The organism is Microcoleus sp. F10-B2 (assembly GCF_036704965.1).
GTDB lineage: Bacteria > Cyanobacteriota > Cyanobacteriia > Cyanobacteriales > Microcoleaceae > Microcoleus.
On record NZ_JAUBTB010000062.1, the window covers coordinates 1 to 25,242 of the forward strand.

A 25,242-nucleotide genomic window follows, 5' to 3' on the forward strand; every position below is an offset into this window, starting at 1 on the left:
CGTCCCGCCCGTCCAGAAAGGACGGGCGGGACGCCCATCCCACAAATATGTGTAAATTATTTAATTCGCGATCCTAAGGGCTTACGCATCGATAATACTATCCCACTTTTGACTTTGGTTTAATATTCCAATAACCAATCCTCAATAACCTATAAGATTAAAAAAGTCCGTTTCCCTGAACGATTTCTTTAATTGTCGTCAGCGTATCTAACCCGATCAATCCCCGGCGATAACCTTTTTGGTTGGACATTCCCAAAAATATCGCATCTCCCCGATTTTGATAACGCCAAAACCGAGGCGAGGCATTAATAAAAGTTGAGGCGCTGTTAACATCCAGAGCAAATTGGCGACTTTCTAAGTAAGATTCAGTGGCGATACAGTCAGCGTGACCGCTGCTGTAGCGGTTGATCCAGCCGATCGCAATCTCTAAACTATCGACGACTTTAAACGCGATGGTTTTGTTTAAATAAGGTTGAGTCCACTCGTATGGTTCCGCCAGCTTCAAGTCTGGGAAATCTGCGACGAGATCGGCATCGGCGCTAATTTGAAAGCCTTTTTCTTTTAAACTGTTCCAAAGCCTGACTAAGGAAGAAGGCTTTTGGTTGCGATCGATGAGCACTTTCTCGATCGCGTTAACAGGATCGGGAACGCTTTGATGGCTGTCCAAAATCATCCACCTTGCCATCTCCAAACTGCCAGTCGGCGACCAATAAAGGTAACAATTTCCCATTGCCGACCTCAAAACTGGTGCTGTGCACAACCTTACCACCTGCTGCACCAAACTTGGCCTGCCGTAGGGAATAATTAAATTGAGATATTGGTCTTGAGTTACCAATTCTCTGATCGAAGCGCCCCGATCCGGTGGCAGTACCTGCAAACATCCCGAGGGCAAACCGACCTCATCGATCGCCGAAACCAAAGCTTCCCCAATTACAGTATTAGTTTGCCAGCTTTCGCTGCCGCCTTTAAGAATCAAACTGTTAGCGCTTTTGAGAGACAAACCCGCGGCGATCGCCCCCAACTCGGGAAACGCCTCGTAAATGAGAGCGATCGCCCCCAGCGGTAGCGACTGACAGTAAACCTGACAGCGATCGACCTGATAAGAAGCATTGATCACCCTGCCGATCGGATCTGGCATTTCCCCCAACCGTTCCAGAATTTGCACGGTTGTCTTGATCCGTTCCGGCGTCAGCTTCAGCCACTCTACTATCAAGTCGGGAATAGCCATGTCCCGACTCGCTTCTAGATCCAAAGTATTTGCTTCTAAAATGTCATTTTGCCGGCGTTTGAGGGCGCCCGCCATTGCCTGCAAAGCAGCAGCGCGATCGGCACTCTTTGTCGCCGCCAACTCCAAAGAAGCTTGGTAAGCGCGGCGCGCGACATTTGCCGCATCTGATGAATGACTAAAATCCTCTATTATCATCTAGCTAACGCCTGTAAGCAAGCCATACCATCAGCGCCGGCAACATGGCTAGCAGCACGGCGACCATTGCCCACAGAATAATATTTGGGCCCGGGGAGTACAGCGCCAGGGGCAACCAAATCACTAGCGGCACCAAAATCATGCCTAGGGCCAGCGGCAAGTAGTGCGCTTTCAAACCCGGATGCGCTCTGTTCCACTGGTTGCCCGTCCACCGCCAAGCCTGCTTGTAAGGATAGTTTGTCGATAGTTGCTCGATGACGTGTCCGCTTTCATCCAATACAAATATTTGCTGACAGCGGTTGCACCCAAAGGCTTCTGTCAACGTTATGGGGACGAGACGACCCCGCCGCCGGCAAGGGCAGGGGTACTCATCGTTTAAGTCAATCTTTGGGGCTTTTTGAGATGGCACGAGCGATCGGATAAAAAAGCGTTTTTGCAAAAATCATCGTTCACATATCCATTTAATTAAACTTGTTAATTCTGCCCGATCGAGGATTTTAAGTGCCTGTTCCGAGCGATCGCCCACTTGGCAATTTTGACTTACAAGTTCTGCATTCCATATTACCACTAACTTAGGTATTCTCTACCACCATTAGGAGTATACCGAAAACTTTCTGGATCTACTTTCCGGTTTTCTTGAGTTTTTTTTATCTTTAAAGCGGGTGACGCGATTCGAACGCGCGACATTCACCTTGGCAAGGTGACGCTCTACCACTGAGCTACACCCGCATTTCCTGCGGTATTAACTATATTGCCTTAGGTATGTTTGTTTGTCAAGTCTTTTATCTAATTTTTTTTTTACCAAATCAGCCCAGGGGCGATCGCGCCCCACTCCCTTTGACATTTGAGCAGCCTGAATTATTAACTAAATCAGTAATTGCCATCGTTTTGACAGCCATCCGCCGACAGCAAAGCTAAAATCAAGCTGGAATTTGGGAGAACACTGCTATGTCAGACTTAAATCGCGGAATCATGAAGTTCAAGGGAGCTGACAGCCCCATTGCGATCGCCATTTCGGCGATTGTCATTACGGGCGGAATCGGCTTCTTGATCTGGTGGGCCCTGCAATCAGCCTACACCTTCAGCTAACAGACTGCTCAAACGTAAAACTTATCAGGCACTCCTCAGAAGGCAGAATTTAATCAAAATTCTGTCTTTTGCATTTTTTGCCCTTAGTCGTGAGCTTTTTGCCAAGGAATGCCGATAGATGCCTGACCATTAAAGGATGGCCGTAAATCACCCGATCGGGCGAGTCGCTAGCACGATCCAAGATGGCTCTCCGATCGACTACTTTTGTAGTACACTTGTAAACAAGGCGCGCCGAGAGCGCAGTTTTAGATGCAAGTGTTTGCAAGGGTTGTATCTCAACACAAATTTATGGCAAGCTTTCAGGACATCTTCAAATACTACAGTCGCTACTGGAAAATATCAGTTTACAGCATAGGCGCATCCAGCGTTTTGGCGCTAGCCGATTTGCTTGTTCCCTACGCGATCGGTCAAATATTAAACGTATTGTCGAGTCAACCTACAGATACAGTAACCCAAAAACTGATAGCAGCGATCGCCTCTGTTACCGAGAACTCACCCAACAAAATATTATCGCTATCCGTCTTGCTGGGCATAATTTTTCTGGTAACTGTCGCCAAAGCACCGATACAGCCTTGGGTGGGAAATTGGTTCCACTGGGCGATACCGTTGAGGGCAAGGCGCGATCGAATGAGAGGTGCGATCGGCAAAATCCTCACCTTACCTCTAGAATTTTACGACGAAAACAACGCCGGACGGATTGCCAGCCGCATCGCCAAAGGTATCGCCAACCATACTTGGACTTACCCAGAAATTGCGGGCGAATTCATCCCCGAAGTCGTCCGCTTAATCGGCATTTTTGCCGTTATCTGGTTAATTGAGTGGCGGATTGGCTTATTAATTTTGGTTTCATTCCTATTTATCCTCAGTTTCACCCTCAAAAGTCTGCAACGGTTGACTGCGCGGGAAGAAATTCTGGATGAATACATCGAAGATACCGAAAGCCGCAACTCGGAAATTATCACCAACATCAAAACAGTCAAAGCTTTTGCGACAGAAAGCGATGAACTCAAAAGGCAAACAACCAGACTCGATCGCGAATTAAAAGTCGTGATCCACCGCATTCACAAAGGATACGTCACCCTGGGGACATACCAGCAGACAATCGTCCAGTTGTGTTTGTTTTCAGTTCTCGGTTTTAGCCTAGCAGCCACAGTTGCAGGCAAAATTTCCCTCGGATATTTTGTTACCGTCTACACGTTGGCAAGCATGGCATATTCCCAACTGCGTCCGATTAGCATTATCGCCGAATTATTGGCGCGCCGCTATTCTTCAATGATCCGGTTCCACGAGTTTATGCAAACGCCAGACGGTGTTGATGCGGTCAATTTAGCAGAAAATGCTCGATCGGCACAGCCACCTTATCAATTTACCGGCAAAGTTGAGTTCAGCGGTTTGACATTCGGGTACGACAGTCAAAAACCAGTTTTGCAGGATGTGAATTTATTGATTCATCCGCGTCAGACGGTTGCATTAGTCGGGCGATCGGGTTCCGGGAAATCGACTTTAGTTAAACTCCTGTTTCGCTACTTTGAACCCAACGGAGGCCGGATTCTGATCGACGGAGAAGATATTCGCAGCTTAGACGTGACTCGCTACCGCCAGCGTTTAGCGATTGTCCACCAAGAAGTAGACGTTTTTAACGGTACTTTGCTGGAAAATTTGACTTACGGAAACAGAAACGCAACTTTCGAGCAAGTTGAGGATGCTTGTCGCATCGCCAAAGTAGACGATTTTGTGCGGCTGTTGCCCCAAGGTTACTATACCGTAGTCGGGGAGAGAGGAATGCGGTTGTCCGGCGGTCAGCGGCAGCGGTTGGGGATTGCTAGGGCGCTGTTGGTGGAGCCGGATGTGTTAATTTTTGATGAGGCTACTTCTAGTTTGGATTATGAAAGCGAGCGATCGATCCAGGTAGCCATGCAGAATATTCTCGGTACGCGCACCACCATAATTATTGCCCACAGACTGAGTACAATTCGGGAAGCCGATGCGATCGTCGTGCTCGACGGCGGTAGAATCGTCGAAGTGGGCAGTCACGACGAACTCTTGAGTCAACAAGGCATTTACCGCCGCCTGCACTCCCTGCAAGAAACTGGGGAATTAGTGAATTAGGGATTTGGGCTAAGTCTAGACTTGGGGTAATCCGGGCAGGCACCAAGCCTAGACTTAGCAATGCGCACCTGAAACTGTATTCAATTTTCCTGTCTGCCCCTAAATAACTTATGTGTTCTCAACTTAATGATTAAACTTTTAAATATAATGTTGCAAAAAAACAAGAAGCTGCTAGGATGTTTAACTGTGGGTACAAATGGGTCGGTGCCCGAGCGGTTAATGGGGGCGGACTGTAAATCCGCTGGCTACGCCTACGCTGGTTCAAATCCAGCCCGGCCCACCACAATTTAAATAAAAATAAAAAGTTAAAAATTTTAATTTAACATTCTTAATTTTTTATGCCCGTGTAACTCAGTGGTAGAGTACCTCCTTGGTAAGGAGGAAGTCACGAGTTCAAATCTCGTCACGGGCTTACTGGTATCTAGTATATCCCTCAAGGGTTTCAGGTTCATTACATCACAAGAAAATCCCTTTTCCACTCAACTTTCGCGCTAATGGTTTTCGGCGTTGCTGAATTAGAGTACGATCAATTGAGAGTGCGATCGCCCAAAAATAACACTTCACAAAACGAAGAGGTTATGCGTCCTGAATGCCAGTCAACTCATGTTAATAAAAATGGTCATAAAAAAGGTAAACAGAATTATATTTGTGTCGGTGGGGGTAGACAATTTATAGATTGCTATCAACCTCATAAAGTTTACTCGGAAAATGTGCAACGTGAATGTCTCAAAATGTATGTCAATGGTCTGGGTTTTCGAGCAATTGAGAGGATTTGCATGAGTACATCACACAAGCATTATAAATTGGGTATAGCTTGTAGGAGAATTGCTCCCTGATGCTTACGAACCAGACACAATTCCCCTGGTGGGAGAACTTGATGAACTAGAAACGTTTGTTGGTAAAAAGATGTTGGTAAAAAAAAATAAGATTTGGTAAGCGACGGCAGTAAATCACTTTCAGCCAGGGATTTTAGGATGGGTATTGGGAACTCATAGTGCTACAACTTTTCTGCCACTATGGGAGCTAGTTGGCAATTGGAAATGTTACTTTTATATCACAGATGGATGGCCAGTTTACCCCATGTTTATTCCAGATGGAGACCAAATTATCTGTAAAACTTACATGACCAGAGTAGAGGGCGAGAATACGCGACTACGACATTATTTTGCTAGACTTCATCGTAAGACACTGTGCTATTCTCCAGGAGGGAGAAATGCTCAAACATTCAATCAGGTTAGTAATTCATTATCTTAAGTTTTGGGGTGTTCCGGTTCCCTATCCATCGTATCATTTCAATCGCGCTCAAACGAGGCAAATCGGGTAGCCAAAACATCCCTTGACCGCACTTATCATACCTCAATTCAGCAACGCCCAAATTTTTAACGGTGGATAAGTACTCAGGCGATCGATCTTAGTGACGGAGTTGTGCTAGATTTAGCGCTCGTGCAGGCGTATAGCCAGTGGTTGGGTTTTAAAGGGCGATCGCTCCATCGGGTAGAGTTTGATATGCGAAGGGCGATCGTATCCCTAGATAAACCTCTCGGTTTTTTCGGTTTCAGGAGGTTCAGACTCGTGAAAGGCGAAAATTATCACGGTGTGATACTTGAAGGGCGGAATCTGGGTTCTATCTTTTTTCGGTAATAGGTAACACTATCTCAAATTCACTTCCTCCCCCCAAGGTAGAATTCACATTAATTGTTCCGCCGTGGGTTTCGACTACTATCTGGCGGGCGATCGCTAATCCCAATCCGGTTCCTTTTCCCACTCCTTTGGTCGTAAACAAGTGGTCAAATATCTTTTCCTTGACTGATTCATTCATGCCGCAGCCATTATCGGCAATGGCAATTTTTACCCCATCATTTTCCATCGATGTTTCAATGATAATTCGATTGGGATGAGCCTTAATTTCTGCAATATCTCGCCCGGTATTCGCTTCGTCCAAAGCATCGATCGCATTGGCGAGAATATTCATAAATACCTGATTGAGTTGGCCGGGAAAACACTCGATCGCAGGTAAATTTCCATACTTGGTAATCACTTCGATGGCGGGACGTTGGTGATTGGCTTTCAGGCGATGTTTGAGAATTAAAAGCGTGCTGTCGATGCCTTCGTGAATGTTGAAAGGAACTTTATAATCTCGATCGGCACGCGAGAAAGTGCGGAGGCTGGTACTGATATTTTTGAGCCTGTCACACGCCGCCGACATGGAATCCATCATCTTAGGTAAATCTTCTAAGGTATATTCCAAATCAATTTCTTCGGCATGGTCGATAATTTGTTCGCTCTGGTTGGGGAAAGTTTCTTGATAGAGTTGCAAGTGTTCGAGCAACTCGGCAATAGTAGGTTTAGTTTCCAGGAGACTGGCAGCGATAAAACCCAAAGGATTATTCATTTCATGGGCCACACCAGCTACTAAATTACCCAGTGCAGACATTTTTTCACTTTGGATTATTTGTAATTGGGCGTTTTGCAAGTTGTGTAATGCTTGTTCTAATTCGAGTGATTTTTGCTGGAAGGCAAGTTCTGCAATTTTGCGCTCGGTAATATCATCTGCAACCGAAGCAACTCCTATTAACTCGCCATCCGCATTCACAAGCACATTGTTATACCAAGCACAAATAATCGTTTTGCCATCCTTTGTGAGATTTTCATTAATATTGTGATTACCACCCTGCTGCGATATAATATCGGCGCTCACACCCTTTAGTTGTGCTTGAATCGCTTCAGGAACGATGAATGTGAAGTGACGACCCAAAGCCTCCTGTTTGGTATAGCCAAAGATTCGTTCTGCTGCTGGGTTCCAGTCAGTAACCAGAAAATTGATATCCCACTCTATGACGGCTACTGGAGTTTGCTCAACCAATAGCTGGAGTCGTTGCTGGGATGCTTGCAACCGAGATTGTGCTGCACTCAACCGATCGACCGATCGCTCTAGCTGTTGGGAATATTCTAGCGATCGCTCGTACAATTGAGCATTTTCTAGAGAAATAGCAGCTTGGGCGCAAAGCAAATTCAGGAGTTCGACGCGATCGCTCGTAAAAGCCCCCGTTGCTAAGTTATTTTCTATATATAAAATGCCTATCAATTTCCCTTGATGCAAAATCGGGCTGCACAGAATACTATACGGCTGCTGACGGATGATATACGGATCGTTGGCTAAATTCGGATCGGCGATCGCATCTAGCAAGACAACAGTCTGCTTGTTGTGCTTGACTTTGTAGATTAGTTTGAGGGGAATATCCTGACTCTCCTCAACCCGAAGGTTCTGCAACACAACTGGGTTTGTTCCCTCGGTAATTGAGCCTTTAATCAGCAGGCGGTTATCTCGCAACAGCATTAACACGCATTTATCAGCCCCCGCATTTTCGATGACTATAGAAAGCAACGAAGAAAGCAGTTTTTCGAGTTCGATTTCACCTGAGATAGTTTGGGAAGCTTTAAGAATGGCTGCTAAATCAAAAGCCACAGAGACGCTGCTACTGCTGGAACTGGGAGAACTGGTGGAGCTACTCCCCAATGAGAAGATTGTTTCTTGAGTGGAGAGGGGAGAACGGGTTTGCTGGAGGATGGGAGCCAGTAGTTGCCGACAGCATCGCTCCAAGTCGGCGACTTTGGCTTTAGCGCCCCAACGAGCATAGCCATAGTAGGCGTTCGTCATGTATTCGGCAGCAATGCGCACTTTACCCCAGTCGAGGTAAAATTTGGCGGCTAGTTCATTGGCTAGTGCTTCTTCTTGGATGTATTCGTTGGCTTTGGCTCCAATGATGGCGCGATCGTAATATTCAATTGCTTCGGCTTTATTGCCTAAAACCCGATACTTTTCTGCCTCAACTAAATACCATTTATGCTGATGATTGATGGGAGCATTCTGCGCCCACTGTTGCAAAATAGTTTGATGGGTTTCCACCAAGGCGAGAAATTCGGCTTGCTCAATTTCTGACTGCGTGGGGAAAAGTGCCAAATGCGACAGGGCTGTATAGAAATGGAAAATGGGAATCAGCATCAAGCCTGATATTGCCATTAAATGCTGTTTGACTTGAGCGCTATGGTCTAGAGCAGCCGTGTAATTACCAAAACAGTAGGCAAGGAGAAGTTTGTAGAAGTAAGCAAGAGCGATCGCACAAAGATCGTTGTCCTGATGGTGCTTAGGAATCATCGCCCTTTCATCATAAGCATCACCAATTAAGCAATCCGACAGAATATGAGTTTCCCTCAAGTTCTGTATCGCCTGCTGTTTCATATCCAAATAATTCTTGGCAGAATATTGCTTCACCTCTGCCAGAATGCCCCTATAAACTGCGATCTCAGGTTCCCAAGTATCCAGTTCTACCCCACCAAAAAGGTTGGCATTTAAGTAAGTGCCAATGCTATAGCAAGCATTGAAAAAATCGCCAGTTTCTATACCAGCCGTATAGCCATCTTTACCCGTTAGCATCGTTGCTCTCAGAGCTTCCTGACGATGTTGGATAAAAGACCCAAATAGAAGTAGAACCTTGCTCTTGAATTCCCGCACATTCAATCGGTCAATCAAGTTCAATGCCAATCGCCCAAAGCGATAGCCTGTTTCCACTTCTCCCAAAAAGCCACACAGTACCAGACCATGAATTACATATCCCACTGTTGATGCAGGCGAATTCCCAAACTGGATCGATAAACTCACCATCGTCGCGCTCAGTATGGGCACTAATTCTGGCATTGCCTGAATAATAGGTGCAAATAGCATTCCTAACATTTGCATGGCGGCCTGAGTCTGAGGATCGCTCACGATCGGGAGATCGATTAGTTCTTCAATCCGTCTATTGCTTAGTTGGCCTGCAAGAGTTTGTAGCACTTGGCTAATTTTGGCTTCTTCAGGTGCAGTCGGGAGTTCTAACCCCAATTGCCCCAAGGCATCTCTACCTACTAAAATAGCTTTTAACATCTGGCTCTGGGCTGTCAGTGCCATGATTTGAATTTCGTAAATTTTAACTTTGTCGAAAATGGTCTGTGCTTGCTGCAATACCACTGTGGCAAGAAGTTCCATGCCATCAAAGTCACCATTCAAATAGGCAACTTCCACAGCCGTAACATACAGATTCAGAGTCAATTCATACTGATGTTGCCAGCATTTTGTCTGGAGTAATTCCATCCCCGTTTGCAAATAAACCCTTGCTGCGGCGTAAGCTGTAGAATTTCTCGCCTTCACTCCCGCTTGCAAATTCAGTTGAGCTAACTCTTCCCGTTCCCTTGATTGAGCAATTAACTCAATTCCTAAATTCAAATGCCCCACAATATCGAACAGTTTTTCCTCAAGCTCAATCTCTGATAAATTTTCGAGCAATAACCGTCCTATTGTGAGATGAGTCGTTTGTTTGTGGTCATCTGGAATTAGGGAATAGGCCGCTTGCTGCACGCGATCGTGTAAAAATTTGTAGGTAACATTTTGAGATTTTTCTGGCGTAACGGCTTGACTTTCTGCCCCTACATAAAATTTATAAACATCACCGATCGGTAAAATCAAACCTTCTTGCAATGCTTTCCATAAATTAGCTGCGGTTTCTACCTCCGATCGTTCCGAAACAATTGCTAATGTTGCTAGATCGAACTGATTGCCAATACAAGCAGCTAATTTCATAATATTCTGGGTTGCTAAAGGTAACTTTTCTAACTGCAACGCCATAAATTCTACGACATCATCGGTCAAGGCTTGTTGATTAATTTTAGACAGATAGCATTGCCAACAGCTTAACTCCAAGTTAAATTGAATGAGATTTTCTTCGTGTAGGGCTTTGAGAAATTGGGTGGCAAAAAAGGGGTTGCCTTTGGTTTTTTGATAGACTAATTGTGAAAGGTTTAATGTTAAATTTTCTGTAGTTTTTAGAGTGTCAGCGACTAATTGATTGATTTGGAATTGATTCAGGGGTGTTAAAGTAATAGTATTAATGGTTGCTTGTTTTTTTTGAATTTCACTCAAAGTCAGCATTAATGGATGGGCTGGATTGACTTCGTTATCCCGATAAGCACCAATAATGAAAAGATGACCCATATCAGCCATTAATAGCTGCATCAACTTTAATGATGCTGAATCAGCCCATTGTAAATCATCTAAAAATATTACTAAGGGATGTTTGGCGCTAGTAAAGACTTGGGTAAATTTTTGAAACAATAAATTAAAACGATTTTGGGCTGCCGTTCCCGATAATTCTACTGCTGGTGGTTGTTCGCCAATGATTTTTTCTAATTCGGGAATGACTTCAATAATTACCTGACCGTTGTCTCCGACAGTTTCTAATATTTGATTCTTCCATTGCTCTAGTTGGAGATCGCTTTCGGTTAATAATTGCCCCATTAAATCCCGAAATGCTTGTACGAAAGCACTGAAGGGAATATTGCGTTGGAATTGGTCGAATTTTCCTTTGATAAAATAACCGCGTTTGCGAACAATTGGTTTATGAACTTCGTTGACGACAGCGGTTTTCCCAGTCCCAGAAAAACCTGCTATCAGCATCATTTCTTTTGCACCCAGACTGACTCGATCGAATGCTTGGAGTAAAGTTTCTACTTCGGTTTTTCGTCCGTAGAGTTTGTCGGGGATAATGAAGCGATCGCACGCATCTCTTTGAGCAATGGGAAAATCATTAATCTCACCAGTTTCTTGTAGCTGATGCAAACATTTTTCTAAATCGTATTTCAGTCCCCAGGCACTTTGATAGCGGTCTTCCGCATTTTTCGCCATCAATTTCATCACTATGTCTGCCACCACCTGCGGTATTTTTTCTTCTCGACTGCCTTCTAAAAGTGCTGGTTGTTTGGCAATATGAGAATGTACTAACTCCATTGGGTCATTGGATTCAAAAGGTAATTTTCCGGTGAGTAATTCAAAGAAAGTCACACCCAAAGAATAAAAGTCAGTCCGATAGTCAATCCCTCGATTCATTCGACCTGTTTGTTCTGGAGAAATATAAGCTAGTGTCCCTTCTAATACATTGGGATTGATTAGTGTTTGCGTTTCTCGCGGTAACAAGGAGGCGATACTAAAGTCAATTAATTTAACTTGTTTGGTTGAGGAATTAATTAAGATATTACTGGGTTTGATGTCTTTGTGAATGATGCGTTCCCGATATAATAGCTCTAAGGCATTACAGAGGGCGATCGCGATCTCTAAAAAATTTTTCAAAGATAGCGTGTTTTCTCCTTTCAATGCCCATTCTTTCAAGGAAATGCCCCCAAACTCTTCCATCACTAACGCATAGCCATTTCTATAGATTTCTAAACTATAAGTTTGAATGATTTCTGCTTGATGAAGGTTTTTAGCAATCGTATATTGATTGCGAAATTGCACCAGTTCGTTGAAGGTGGGATACTGGTTTTTCAGGAGTTTGATGACAACGGGGAATCGGTCATTAGTACGGATAGCCCGATAAACTAAAGTGCGACTTCCTGAATAAACGGTTTCGAGAACTTGATAGTTGGGAATTTGAACTGTTGAATGAGTGTTAGTGTTTTGGTGGGAGTTATTCATTGCTGTTGTCGGTTGATAATCAATGGGTTAATGGTTATTAAATCAGACGTTATGCTGTCGCAAATTAACTGTTTTGTTCGGCTTTTATTGGGAGGATAATTGTAAATTCGGTGCTTTGACCTTGAGTAGAATTGACGTAAATGGAACCGCCATGTTTTTCGACTATTATAGATTTGGCGATCGCTAATCCCAATCCCGTACCTTTACCGACTGATTTCGTCGTAAATAAATGGTCAAATATCTTTTGTTTCACCTCTTCAATCATTCCTTTACCATTATCTGAAATAATAATTTTCACCACTTCATTCTCGACTGAAGTTTGAACGGTAATCCGGTTATTATTCGCCTTTATTTGGGCAAAACTCTGCCCAATATTCGCTTCATCCAAAGCATCGATCGCATTGGCGAGAATATTCATAAATACCTGATTGAGTTGGCCGGGAAAACACTCGATCGCAGGTAAATTTCCATACTTGGTAATCACTTCGATGGCGGGACGTTGGTGATTGGCTTTCAGGCGATGTTTGAGAATTAAAAGCGTGCTGTCGATGCCTTCGTGAATGTTGAAAGGAACTTTATAATCTCGATCGGCACGCGAGAAAGTGCGGAGGCTGGTACTGATATTTTTGAGCCTGTCACACGCCGCCGACATGGAATCCATCATCTTAGGTAAATCTTCTAAGGTATATTCCAAATCAATTTCTTCGGCATGGTCGATAATTTGTTCGCTCTGGTTGGGGAAAGTTTCTTGATAGAGTTGCAAGTGTTCGAGCAACTCGGCAATAGTAGGTTTAGTTTCCAGGAGACTGGCAGCGATAAAACCCAAAGGATTATTCATTTCATGCGCCACACCAGCTACTAAATTACCCAGTGCAGACATTTTTTCACTTTGGATTATTTGTAATTGAGCGTTTTGTAAGTTGTGTAATGCTCGTTCTAATTCCACTGATTTTTGCTGGAAGGCAAGTTCTGCTCGTTTGCGATCGCTAATATCCAAAAACAATCCATCCCAAATGGTTGAACCATCAGCCTGTCGTTCGCTTCGTGATTCACCGTGAACCCACTTGACAATGCCAGATGGAGTAATAATTCGCCCTTCCCAATGCCAAGGCGCGAACATTTGAACGGTGTGAGTGTAAGTTTGCTGGTAGAAATCCATATCATCTGGATGTACCATTTTGTCGAAAAACTCTGCATTGGCAACAGCTTGCTCTGGAGTAATTTCAAACAAACTGTAACAGTCGGCACTGATGTAATTTAAAGATAGGATGCCATCGGGATTCATGCGGTATTGATACACTACTCCCGGCACGTTATCTACTAAGTTATAAAAGCGAGACTGGGTGGCATTCAATTCATTTAGCGATCGCTGTAGCTGCTGCGAATAGTCTAGCGATCGCTCGTAAAGTCGGGCATTTTCCAGCGAAATAGCGGCTTGAGCGCAAAGGAGATTCAAGAGTTCGACGCGATCGCTCGTAAATGCCCCCATTGCTAAACTATTTTCCAGATATAAAATGCCCATCAACTTGCCTTGATGTAAAATCGGACTACACAAGATACTCTTCGGCTGCTGGCGCATGATATACGGATCGTTGGCTAAAGTAGGATCTGCTGTCGCATTCACCAGCACAACAGCCTGATTGTTGTGCTTGACTTTGTAAATGAGCTTTAGGGGAATTTCCTGACTCTCCTCAACAGGAATCCTCTGCAACACAACTGGGTTTGTGCCCTGGGTAATTGAGCCTTTAATTAGCAGGCGATCGTCTCGTAGCAGTGTTAATACGCATTTATCTGCCCCGGCATTTTCGATCGCCAGAGAAAGCAACGATGAAAGCAGTTTTTCGAGTTCGATTTCGCTGGAAATAGCTTGGGAAGCTTTCAAAATCGCTTTTAAATCTAGGGTATCTAAGATACTGCTGCTAGAAGTGGCCGAAGTTGTGGATGTGACAGTTGCTAATGGGAAGATGGTTTCGTTCGTGGAAAAGATCGAACGGGTTTGCTGTAATATAGGAGCAAGCAATTGAGAGTAGCGTTTTTCTAAGTCGGCGACTTTGGCTTTGGCTCCCCAACGAGCGTAGCAATAATAGGCTTCCTGCATATATCCTGCTGCTACTTTTTCTTTTCTACATTCAAGGTAGAATTTTGCTGCTAGCTCATTGCCGAGTGCTTCTAATTGAATATAGCCGTTGGTTTTGGCAAGAGCGATCGCGCGATCGTAATACTCCGCCGCTTGCCAATTTTGCTTGAGTATTCTGGCTTTTTCTGCCTCTACTAACTCATATTGATGGAGAAAATTTTCCTGCGCATGATTAACCCAAATCTTCATTGTTTGCTGGTTATCATCGACTATTTTCAAGCATTCAATCTGTTGACTTTCATCCAAGTCAGGATATTGAGCCAGTAAAGAGAGTGAATAGTAGAAGTTATGTTCGCTGACAGTTATTAAGCCCGGTGCATTTGCAGCATAAGGTACTGCTAGTGTCATGTAACGAACTGCTTCTTGATATTTACCAATCAAGTACAAAAATAAGGCTGTAAGGAGATAAAAAAGAAAGAGAGTCGTAAAATTTTTATTTGCAATCAGGTCAGACTCTAGTTGTTCAGCCTCTTGAACATATTCAGGCAATGCAAACTGACTAAAGTTATTTTCCTGCAAGTTCAAAATAGTCTGACGACCTATATGGAGAATGGTAGTTCCATATTTATGCTTGAGTTGCGTCAGAATTTGCAAATATTCGTCAAATTTCTTCTCTAATTCTGGCAACGGCAGAGCCAGAAACAACAGACTCACGCAATAATGAATAATTGAATACCCAGCATACTCTATGTCTCCAGTCTCCAAGCCACTACAAAATCCCTGTACGCCAATGGCTAAATCTACATTTTCTTGGGCAGGTTTTTGCCAGTGTCGGATGCAGTTTCCAAAGATATTGCAAACCTTAGCATTGTATGCTTTAGCACCCAGTTTTTCTAATATATCTACCGACATTTGCCCCAATTGATAGCCCCGATCTATATCTGCCATCGTTGCACAAAGTATCATGCCATAAAGACAATAAGCATAGGGTGCATACTTTGAATTACCGTATTGAATGGAGAGGTGAAGCAAAGTATTAATAATTTCCATCAATAATTCAGGTCGTTGAGCATAAGCTGGAGCAGTTAAGGCAATCAAGACCTCCATTGCCGCTTCCTTATTTGGATCGGTCATCAGGGGAAGATTGCTTAGCTCCTCAACTTGAAGTTGCTGCTTTTGAGGTGGATTTGGTTCTAAATTTACGTTAAGTTCTTGCAGACATGACAGCCCAACTTCGATCGCTCGCTCAAACTGAGATTGCACATTATGCAACTGTAACTGTATTCGATACACAGGCACGCGGTCTAAGATTGAGACTGATTTTTTGAGAGTAAAATCAATCAGTTCTTCCGCTTGTTTGTAGTTGCCATTGAGATATTCAACTTCTGAAATAGTTGTATATAGAAGATGAGTCAGTTCGTAGCTAGTCTCCCAACTATCATTCGATAACAGCATCTTACCTGTATTTAAATACTTCAGTGCTGCTTCATAAGCAGTGGCAGCTTTAGCTTTTTCACCCGCCTTTAAGTTCAGTCGGGCAATTAATTCTCGTTCTGATTCTTCTAGTAAAGTCACCCCGTAATTAATCTGGTTGAGAATGCCAAAAATCTTCTCATCCAAATTTTCAGCCGCAGTATTTTGTAATAACAGACGACCGATTTTTAAATGAGTAATCTGCCTTGAATGTTCGGGGATTAAAAAATACGCTGCTTGCTGAATTCGATCGTGCAGAAACTTATAGTAACACTGTTGAGTGTTGGCGGTTGAGTGTTGGGTATCTAGTTCCGAATTTTGATAAAATTTGTAAATTTCGCTCTGCGGTAAAACGAGTTCTTCTTGCAAAGCTTTCCACAATGCTGTGGCAGTTTCTATTTCCGATTGTTCGGAAATAATCGACAGAGTTGCTAAATCGAATTGGTTGCCTATACAAGCAGCTAACTTCAGAATGTTTTGGGTGGCACTGGGTAACTTTTGTAGTTGAATCGCCATGAATTCCACGACATCATCGGTGAGGGAGAGCGATCGCACTTGCGCGACATCGCATTGCCAGGAGCCTGTCTGCCAGTCAAATGTAATTAATCCATCCTCGTACAATGCTTTCAAAAACTGTGTGGTGAAAAACGGATTTCCTTTAGCTTTTCGATATACTAACTCGGTCAGGGGTAGAGCGCGATCGATCGCACAACTAAAAGTATCGGCAATCAGATAATTCACGTCAGATTGACTTAAAGGAATTAGCTCGATCGTATTGACAGTTGCCTTGGTTTTTTGGATTTCCTCCAACGCCAACATCAGCGGATGAGTGGGAAAAACTTCGTTATCCCGATATGCACCTATAATAAATAGATAGCCTCTCTCTGTTTTGCTCATTAACAGCTTCATCAAATTGAGAGATGCTGAATCAGCCCACTGTAAATCGTCCAAAAACATCACCAATGGATGCTCTGGTGTGGCAAACACTTCCATGAACTTTACAAATACTAAATTGAAGCGATTTTGGGCGGCACTACCTGTCAGTTCGATCGCATCTGGTTGTTTGCCGATAATTTGTTCGAGTTCGGGAATTACTTCGATCAAAATTTTGCCATTTTCACCCAAAGCAGAGAGAATTTTAGTTTTCCAATGCTCTAGATGAGCATCACTTTCTCCCAGCAATTGTCCCATCAAATCGCGGAATGCTTGTACTAATCCAGAAAACGGTATGTTGCGTTGAAATTGATCGTATTTTCCCTTGATAAAATAGCCTTTCGATCGCGCAATCGGTTTATGTACTTCATTGACGATTGCCGTTTTGCCAATCCCAGAGAAACCCGTGACTAACATTAGTTCGGAAGCACTATTGGCGACTCTTCCAAATGCTTGCATAAGGATTTCGATTTCCGCTTCTCGTCCGTAAAGTTTGTCTGGGATCAGAAAGCGATCGCTTAAATCTCTCTGTGCGATTTCAAAATCTTCGATCTTTCCTGTTTCCTGTAGTTGCGCTAAACATTTTTCTAGATCGTGTTTGATTCCCAAGGTACTTTGATAGCGATCTTCGGCATTCTTTGCCATCAGCTTCATCACTATATCCGCAAATACCTGGGGAATTTCTTTACTTTTGAATTTATCTGGTTTTTTTGCAATATGGCAATGCACTAAGTCCATTGGATCGTCAGACTGAAAAGGTAGATTTCCCGTTACTAATTCATACCAGGTAATCCCTAATGAATAATAGTCACTGCGATAATCTATACCTCGATTCATCCGTCCGGTTTGCTCTGGAGAAATGTATGCTAGAGTCCCTTCTAAAGCGTTAATACTCTGAATTTGTTGAGTTTCTCTCGGCAGTAAAGTTGAGATGGAAAAGTCAATTAATTTAACTTGCTTTGTATCGGGGTGAATGAGGATATTGGCAGGTTTAATATCCTTGTGAATGACGCGCTGTTGATGGATGTAATGGAGAATATCTGTCAATGACAAGGCAATCTGAATAAAATCTTCGAGTGTCAGCGGATTTTTTTGCGTAAATTGTTGCAACGAAATGCCACCAAAGTCTTCCATTACTAAGGCATATCCGTCGTGATAAGGTTCCAAGCTGTAGGGTTTGACAATGCCGGGAACATCTAAATTTTTGGTAATGCTATACTGATTGCGAAACTGTACCAATTCGCTAAAAGTAGGATATTGCCGTTTCATCAGTTTGATAATTACAGGTAATCCGTCATCAGTCCGAATCGCTCGATAAACTAATGTTCGACTCCCCGCATAAACTATTTGGCTGATTTGATAGTTGGGAATTTGAACGTTTACGTGCGTGTTAACGTCGATTTGCGCCCTATTTTTGTCAAATTTATTCACGATCTTAATTCCTGATTGATGAGTGATTTGGGAAATTTGTTTGAATGCGAAGGTAGAAGGTAAGTTAACGTGCATTTAAATTTTGTTAACTGGGTTTCTCGGCTTGAGTTGGTAAGGTGATTACAAATTCCGTTCCGCCGCCGAATTGAGAAGTGACGTGAATTGAACCGCCATGTTTTTCTACTATAATTTGACGAGCGATCGCTAATCCCAATCCCGTTCCCTTACCCACCGCTTTCGTGGTGAACAGATGGTCAAAAATGTGCTGCTTTACCTCTTCTGTCATGCCAATGCCATTATCGGCAATCTCGACCGTCACCCACTCGTTATCCTTCATTTCTGTCCGAATTGTAATCCGATTAGGATTAGCTTGAATCTCCTGAAAACAGCGTCCCTGATTCGATTCTTCCAGCGCATCGATCGCATTGGCGAGGATATTCATAAATACCTGATTGATTTGTCCGGGGAAACACTCAATTAAAGGTAAATTATCGTAGTTGGTAATCACTTCAATGGCGGGACGTTGGTCATTAGGTTTCAGGCGATGTTTGAGGATTAAGAGCGTACTGTCAATGCCTTCGTGAATATTGAAAGGCACTTTATAATCGCGATCGGCACGGGAGAAAGTACGTAAACTGGTACTGATATTTTTTAGCCTGTCACACGCCGCCGACATGGAATCAATTATCTTAGGTAAGTCTTCTAAGGTATATTCTAGATCGATTTCTTCGGCATGGTCGATAATTTCCTCGCTCTGGTTGGGGAAAGTTTCTTGATAGAGTGTCAAGTGTTCGATTAGTTCGGCAATAGTAGGTTTAGTTTCAAGGAGACTGGCAGAGATAAAACCAAGGGGGTTATTCATTTCATGCGCCACACCAGCCACTAAATTACCTAAAGCCGACATTTTTTCACTTTGAATTATTTGTAATTGGGCGTTTTGCAAGTTGTGTAATGCTTGTTCTAATTCGAGTGATTTTTGCTGTAAAGCAAGTTCTGCTCGTTTGCGATCGCTAATATCTCGCATCACAACTACTGCACCAACTTTGTTACCCCAAGGATCGAAAATTGCTTGTCCGCTAGCTAACAAACTTCTTCGAGAACCTTGCTTCGGCGCAATTACCATTTCGGCATTTTCGACGATTTCTCCTTGCAAAGCGCGAAACAGAGGAATTTCCGTTGTTGATAAGGGTGTTTGACCATCAGGTTGATAGAGTGAAAAATACTCTGTCCATTGTTCCGGCGGTAATGAATCCACTGGTAAGCCGTGAAATTCACGAGTTGCTTGGTTAAATAGAGTCAAAGTCCCACTAGCATCGCAGACAACAATTCCATCGGTAATATTGTGAATGATGGCATTCAAAAACTCTCGTTCCTTAGCTAGAGATGCTTCAGTTTGTTTTAATTGTTCTAGTGATGCTTGTAATGATTTAGATTTTTCCTGTTCTCGCTCATAAAGTCGGGCATTTTCAATAGAAATGGCGGCTTGAGCGCAGACTAAATTGAGCAGTTCGACGCGATCGCTCGTAAAAGCTCCCGTTGCTAAACTATTTTCTAGATATAAAATGCCTATCAACTTACCTTGATGCAAAATCGGACTGCACAAGATACTCTTAGGTTGCTGACGCATGATATATGGATCGTTAACTAAAGTCGGATCGGTACTCGGCTCGATCGACACAGCAGTCTGCTGGTGATGCTTGACTTTGTAAATTAACTTCAGAGGAATATCCTGACTTTCCTCAACCGGAAGGCGTTGCAACAGGACTGGGTTCGTGCCAACAGTAATTGACCCTTTAATTAACAGTCGATTGTCTTGCAAGAGCATTAACACGCACTTATCAGCTCCGGCATTTTCGATCGCAATAGAAAGCAATGATGAAAGCAGTTTTTCGAGTTCGATTTCACCTGAGATAGTTTGGGAAGCTTTCAGAATCGCTTTTAAATCTAGGGTATCTGAGACACTGCTACTGCTAGAAGTAGTGTCATTGGTCGATGTGGCAGTCCCTAATGCGAAAATAGTTTCATTAGTTGAGAGCTGAGAACGGGTTTGCTGTAATATGGGGGCAAGCAGTTGGCGATAGCGTTTTTCTAAGTCGGCAACTTTGGCTTTAGCGCCCCAGCGAGTATAGCCGTAATAGGCTTGGGTGATGTATTCTCCAGCAATGCGCTGTTTGCCCCACTCCAGGTAAAACTTTGCCGCCAGTTCGTTGGCTAAGGCTTCTTCTTGAACATATTGGTTAGCTTGAGCTAGAGAAATCGCCCGATCGTATAGATCGATGGCTTCACTTTTTTGTCCTAACACTCGACATTTTTCTGCTGCTACCAAATCAACCTTATGCTGATAGTTCATTGGAGCATGGTGCGCCCAGTGCTGTAAAAGAGTTTGGTTTTCTGCGACTCGCTCTAATGCGGTTGATACCTCACTAGATGATTGACTCAACTGTGCTAAAGCAATCAAAGAATCATATAAATAAAATGCAGCTTCGCAGACCATTCCCGTAGCTGCCGTTAAATAGTTTCTACCTAAGAGTGCATAATTGTTAGCTGGCTCAATTTCCCCAAACAAAAAGCAAAGGGTCAGCTTATACAAATAGAAGATATACAACCCAAATAGGTCATTTGCAGACAGCAGCAGGGGCAAAAATTCCGTCTCCTGGAGGGCTGAGCCAGACAACAGGGTGGGATGCTCTGCCAAACCTAGTAAATTTAACATAGATTGCCAATAGATCCGGCAGTAATTGGCGGTTATCAATTGGTTAACTTGCACCAAAGCATTGTAGTAGGTGCGCGTCTCTTGCTCTAAAATGTCTAGGGGCTGACTGCACCAAAAAGAATTTAGACACAAACAGTGGCCAGTATACCCGACGATTTCCAGCGATCCGACTTCTAAAGCAGTCGTGTAGCTCTCCCTCAAGAGTGGTAACGTTTCTTTGACATGAGATTTGCGGTGTCGGATACATATTCCCATCGTCATTAATACTTCAGGTTTGGTCGCTTTAGCATCTAATTTTGAGACGACATTCAATGCCAACTGACTAAACTGTGTGGCTAAATCCACATCTTGCAAGAGATTACAGACAATGCTGCTATAGCAAACATAGTTAGAAGCGGAAAGAGCGATGTTGCCATGCTGCAAGGATAATTTGACTGATAAGGAAGTCAGTAATGGAAACAACAGAGAGCCACAGAGGTAAGCTGCCGGCTGGATGCTTGTGGCAATCTGGAGAATGGCAATAACGTAGGCATCAGTCATTATCGGCAGATGAACAAACTCTGCAACTTCCCTGTCGCCAATCAAATCGCTAATCTCTTGGATTAACTGTTGAATATCGGCTGGTGTCGGTGATTCGGTCATCGTTACGCCCAACTGTTGCAAAAGCTGGATACCGATCGCGATCGCTTTTGTCAGTTTACTCTGGGAGGTTTTTGCTCGAATTCTAATTCGATAAACATTGAGCTGTTCCAGTAAAGATCGTGCCTGAGCAAGGACTGTCTCGATCGACTGTTCCATCGCCTCAAAGTCACCGCATAAAGAAGCTAATTCCGCCGCCTCGTCATGGAATGATAGTGTTATTTCATAGTGCTGCTGCCAAGCGTTTTCTCCCAACAAGGATAATCCAGTGCTGGCATATTCGCGACTAGCTTGATAAGCAGTGGCGCTTCTGGCTTTGCGACAGGCAATTAAATTGAGTTGGGCTAATTCTTCTCGTTCTGTTGGTTGGGTAATTAAAGCCGTGCCGTAGTTTAATTGATTGACGATTTCAAAAATACGGTCTTCTCTTGCTGGTGCGGAAATCTGTTGCAGCAGCAGTTGTCCGATTTGGTAATGAGTCGTCTGTTTTTGGTCATCAGGAATCAGGGAATAAGCTGCTTGCTGTACTCGGTCATGTAAGAATTTGTATGTAACAATCAGTTGATTTTCTGATGTAGGTGCTTGATTTTCTTGCCCGACATAAAACTTATAAATATCACCAATTGGTAAAACCAACCCTTCTTGCAAAGCTTTCCACAAAGCCGCAGCCGTCTCAATTTCCGATTGCTGCGAAACAATCGCCAAAGTTGCTAAATCAAAAGAGTTACCAATACAAGCAGCTAACTGCAAGACATCTTGAGTCGATCGCGGTAATTTTTGCAGTTGCCAACTCATAAAAGTTACAACGTCATCTGTAACTGCTTGAACCGTCACTTCTGATAGATTGCATTGCCAACAGCCGATCTCAAAGTCAAATTGGATTAATCCATCTTGATACAGTGCTTTGAGAAACTGGGTGGCAAAAAACGGATTTCCTTGAGTTTTTTGATAAATCAATACAGAAAGATGCCATGCTACATCTTCCGAACATTTGAGCGTGTCAGCCACTAAGTTATTTACTTGCTCTTGACTCAGTGGTGCTAAAGTAATCGTATTAATCTTTGCTTGTGATTTAGCAATTTCATTCAAAGTCAACATTAAGGGATGTCCTGGATTGACTTCATTATCGCGGTAGGCACCAATTATGAAAAGATGACTTGTATCAGCCATTAATAGCTGCATTAACTTGAGCGATGCCGAATCTGCCCATTGCAAGTCATCTAAAAATAGGACTAATGGATGTGATGCACTGGTGAAGACTTGCGTAAATTTTTGGAATAATAAATTAAAGCGATTTTGTGCCGCAGTTCCTGATAGCTCTATCGCTGGTGGTTGTTCGCCAATAATTCTTGAAATTTCAGGGATTACTTCAATAATTACTTGACCATTTTCGCCAACAGCCTCTAAAATTTTATTTTTCCATTGCTTTATTTTGAAATCACTTTCGCTTAATAATTGATCCATCAAATTCCGGAAGGATTGGACGAAGGCACTGAAGGGAATATTGCGTTGAAATTGGTCATATTTGCCTTTAATAAAATAGCCGCGCTGTCTGACAATTGGTTTATGCACTTCGTTGACAACGGCTGTTTTTCCAATTCCTGAAAAACCAGCTACTAGCATCATTTCTGTTGCACCTTGACTGACTCTATCAAATGCTTGTAGCAGGGTTTCTACTTCAGCTTCTCGTCCATAGATTTTGTCGGGTATGAGAAAGCGATCGCACAGATCCCTTTGGGCTATTTTAAAGCTCTCTATTTTCTGAGTTTCTTGAAGTTGACGTAAACATTTTTCTAGATCGTATTTGAGACCTAACGCACTCTGATAGCGGTCTTCCGCATTTTTTGCCATCAATTTGCTGACAATCTCTGAAAGTACAGAGGGAATTTGTGGATTAATTTCGTGTACTAATGGTGTGGCTTGGGCGATATGGCAATGCACTAATTCCATCGGGTCATTGGATTGAAATGGCAACTCTCCTGTCAGTAATTCGTAGAAGGTGACACCAGTTGAATAAAAATCAGTACGGTAGTCAATTCCCCGGTTCATTCTACCAGTTTGTTCGGGAGAAATGTAAGCAAGTGTTCCTTCTAATACATTGGGATTGATGAGAGTTTGGGTTTCTCTTGGTAGTAAAGATGCAATGCTAAAATCGATTAATTTGATTTGTTTGGTTTCCGGGTTAATTAAAATGTTGCTGGGTTTGAGGTCTTTGTGAATGATGCGTTCTCGGTAGAGAATATTTAAGGTGTGGCATAGTGCGATCGCCATTTGCAAAAACTCGCTTAAATCGGGTAGAGTTTTCCCTTGTTGAGTCCATTCTTTGAGAGAAATTCCCCCGAAGTCTTCCATTACCAGCGCATAGCTGTTTTGGTAGGGTTCCAAACTGTAGGTTTCGATGAGGCCGGGGAAGTTGAGGTTTTTGGCGATCGTATACTGATTGCGAAATTGCACCAGTTCGCTGAAGCTGGGATACTTACTCCGCAAGACTTTGATGGCGACGGGCTGTTTGTCGCCTGTGCGGAAACCTCGATAAACTAGGGTGCGAGTTCCTGAGTAAATGCGATCGAGCGTTTGATAACCTGTCAATGTAAAATTTTGAGTTTTCATATTTTTATTATCTGCCTCATCGGCGGGCTGTTTGTAGCTTAACAGAAGAAAAGATAGTTTCCAACTCCTGTGATAGTTAAGTATAATTAATATGACCTAAATCGCTGGGAGTTGTGATTTGTATCACGAAAAAATGCCTTTTTAAAAATAAACCAATCCAATTTTATTTAAAAATTAAATAGCCTCATCCATAGGGGAATAGTGAATAATAAACTAAGGCAGCCCATGCCGATCGCAGTTACGGCTAATTCGCGATCGAGATTGAAAGCTTCTGCCAGCAATGTAGTACCAAAAGCAGGAGGCATTGCCATTTGCAGCACTAGCACAAGTCGCGGCGCGCCCGCGATTCCAAAAAATGTTAATCCCGTGCCAATTACCAAGGGAATTAACAGCATTTTAATCGCCAGACAAGCCAAAACTTGTTTGAGGTTGTGCAAGGAATTCAACTTGCTCAACTGCATCCCGATCGTAATTAAAGATAAAGTAATGACAGTCCAAGCGCCTGTGGTTAACAATTCTGCGATTTGTGCCGACAGCGGCAAGCTGCGCGAGACAAACCCCAGACCAAAAGCCCACAGTGCCGGATTCAGAAAAATTGCCCGCACCGGACCTAACCAACTCTGACGGCGATCGCTTTTACCGCAGACAGAAGCAACAGCTACTCCCAGTATATTGATTGCCATGGTAGTGCCTAGCAAGTCGTAAAACAACGCCCAGGCAAAGTGTTCCGCGCCTAATAAGGACAAGGTGACGGGAATGCCTAAAAAACCCGTATTACCAACCATCGCTGCCAATAAGAAGCTGCCTTGAGCGGGCAAACTCCAAGCGCTGGTTTGTTCCGGGCTATTTTGGGCGATCGGATTAAGAGTCTTGAAACGTTCGTCGCCGACATCGAAATTTATCAAAATCCCAGCGAGTCCTCCACCTGCTAGAATTGCCGCCCAAGCTATCAGCGGCGCCATCCAAATAGCACCCGACAAATTGGCGCTGCGGATAAAAGCAACAATGCTCAATGGCGTGCCAAAGAAGAAAAGAAACTTGGCTAAATATGTAGAATAGCTTCTCGGTAACAGGCGGCCGAGAAAAAATCCCAACGCCACCCATCCGAACAGATTTAGATAAAGTTTGAGCAGCGGATTTTCTAAATAAACCATGATTGACTAAATATTTTAGGACTGGCGCCGATAGTCAGAAACCGGGTTTTTTTACGAAAATATTTCGTTGTTACCCGCAGATTCGGTAAA

General features: G+C 43.3%; 8 protein-coding genes, 3 tRNA genes and 1 pseudogene. 5 read left to right on the forward strand and 7 right to left on the reverse strand.

Annotated features, from left to right (window positions below):
* Window positions 1-157: 157 nt before the first annotated feature.
* From QUA99_RS22200 to QUA99_RS22210, 3 genes are all read right to left on the reverse strand, one after another.
* Window positions 158-1,423 (reverse strand): glutamate-5-semialdehyde dehydrogenase, encoded by a 1,266-nt coding sequence (locus QUA99_RS22200; RefSeq protein ID WP_333241064.1) that lies wholly within the window; start codon window positions 1,421-1,423, stop codon window positions 158-160.
* Window positions 1,424-1,427: 4 nt separating this feature from the next.
* Complete coding sequence (locus QUA99_RS22205; protein WP_333241070.1) at window positions 1,428-1,832, reverse strand: hypothetical protein; 405 nt, start codon at window positions 1,830-1,832, stop codon at window positions 1,428-1,430.
* 248 nt (window positions 1,833-2,080) lie between these two features.
* A tRNA-Gly gene (locus QUA99_RS22210) sits at window positions 2,081-2,152 on the reverse strand.
* A gap of 219 nt (window positions 2,153-2,371) precedes the next feature.
* Between QUA99_RS22210 and QUA99_RS22215 the strand changes: the two genes are divergently transcribed.
* The 5 genes and pseudogenes from QUA99_RS22215 (at window position 2,372) to QUA99_RS22235 (ending at window position 5,945) form a co-directional block, all read left to right on the forward strand.
* The gene (locus QUA99_RS22215; protein WP_333241062.1) at window positions 2,372-2,512 is read left to right on the forward strand and encodes a hypothetical protein; all 141 of its coding nucleotides are present in this window, start codon (window positions 2,372-2,374) and stop codon (window positions 2,510-2,512) included.
* A gap of 288 nt (window positions 2,513-2,800) precedes the next feature.
* Window positions 2,801-4,621, forward strand: a complete 1,821-nt coding sequence (locus QUA99_RS22220) for an ABC transporter ATP-binding protein (RefSeq protein ID WP_333241059.1) — start codon at window positions 2,801-2,803, stop codon at window positions 4,619-4,621.
* A 198-nt stretch (window positions 4,622-4,819) separates the two neighbouring features.
* Window positions 4,820-4,904: transfer RNA gene (locus tag QUA99_RS22225), tRNA-Tyr, on the forward strand.
* A gap of 57 nt (window positions 4,905-4,961) precedes the next feature.
* Window positions 4,962-5,033: transfer RNA gene (locus tag QUA99_RS22230), tRNA-Thr, on the forward strand.
* 166 nt (window positions 5,034-5,199) lie between these two features.
* Window positions 5,200-5,945: pseudogene (locus QUA99_RS22235) on the forward strand (IS1 family transposase).
* Between the two features lie 300 nt (window positions 5,946-6,245).
* Here the strand turns inward: QUA99_RS22235 and QUA99_RS22240 are convergent.
* The 4 genes from QUA99_RS22240 to QUA99_RS22255 all read right to left on the reverse strand — a co-directional run bounded on the left by QUA99_RS22240 (window position 6,246) and on the right by QUA99_RS22255 (window position 25,152).
* Window positions 6,246-12,122, reverse strand: coding sequence for an AAA family ATPase (locus QUA99_RS22240; RefSeq protein WP_333241057.1), 5,877 nt, complete (start codon window positions 12,120-12,122; stop codon window positions 6,246-6,248).
* A 64-nt stretch (window positions 12,123-12,186) separates the two neighbouring features.
* Window positions 12,187-18,111, reverse strand: a complete 5,925-nt coding sequence (locus QUA99_RS22245; RefSeq protein ID WP_333241055.1) for an AAA family ATPase — start codon at window positions 18,109-18,111, stop codon at window positions 12,187-12,189.
* 10 nt (window positions 18,112-18,121) lie between these two features.
* A complete protein-coding gene (locus tag QUA99_RS22250) occupies window positions 18,122-23,998 on the reverse strand; it encodes an AAA family ATPase (protein ID WP_333241052.1) in 5,877 nt (1,958 codons plus the stop codon).
* A 167-nt stretch (window positions 23,999-24,165) separates the two neighbouring features.
* Window positions 24,166-25,152 carry an AEC family transporter gene (locus QUA99_RS22255; RefSeq protein WP_333241050.1) on the reverse strand — a complete coding sequence of 329 codons (987 nt, stop codon included), beginning with the start codon at window positions 25,150-25,152 and terminating at the stop codon, window positions 24,166-24,168.
* Window positions 25,153-25,242: the final 90 nt, after the last annotated feature.

Excerpts from the sequence above, each read along its gene's own strand:
- QUA99_RS22200 (WP_333241064.1), bottom strand. The coding sequence starts at position 1,423 with ATGATAATAGAGGATTTTAGTCATTCATCAGATGCGGCAAATGTCGCG.
- QUA99_RS22215 (WP_333241062.1), top strand. The coding sequence starts at position 2,372 with ATGTCAGACTTAAATCGCGGAATCATGAAGTTCAAGGGAGCTGACAGC.
- QUA99_RS22220 (WP_333241059.1), top strand. The coding sequence starts at position 2,801 with ATGGCAAGCTTTCAGGACATCTTCAAATACTACAGTCGCTACTGGAAA.
- QUA99_RS22240 (WP_333241057.1), bottom strand. The coding sequence starts at position 12,122 with ATGAATAACTCCCACCAAAACACTAACACTCATTCAACAGTTCAAATT.
- QUA99_RS22245 (WP_333241055.1), bottom strand. The coding sequence starts at position 18,111 with ATGCACGTTAACTTACCTTCTACCTTCGCATTCAAACAAATTTCCCAA.
- QUA99_RS22250 (WP_333241052.1), bottom strand. The coding sequence starts at position 23,998 with ATGAAAACTCAAAATTTTACATTGACAGGTTATCAAACGCTCGATCGC.
- QUA99_RS22255 (WP_333241050.1), bottom strand. The coding sequence starts at position 25,152 with ATGGTTTATTTAGAAAATCCGCTGCTCAAACTTTATCTAAATCTGTTC.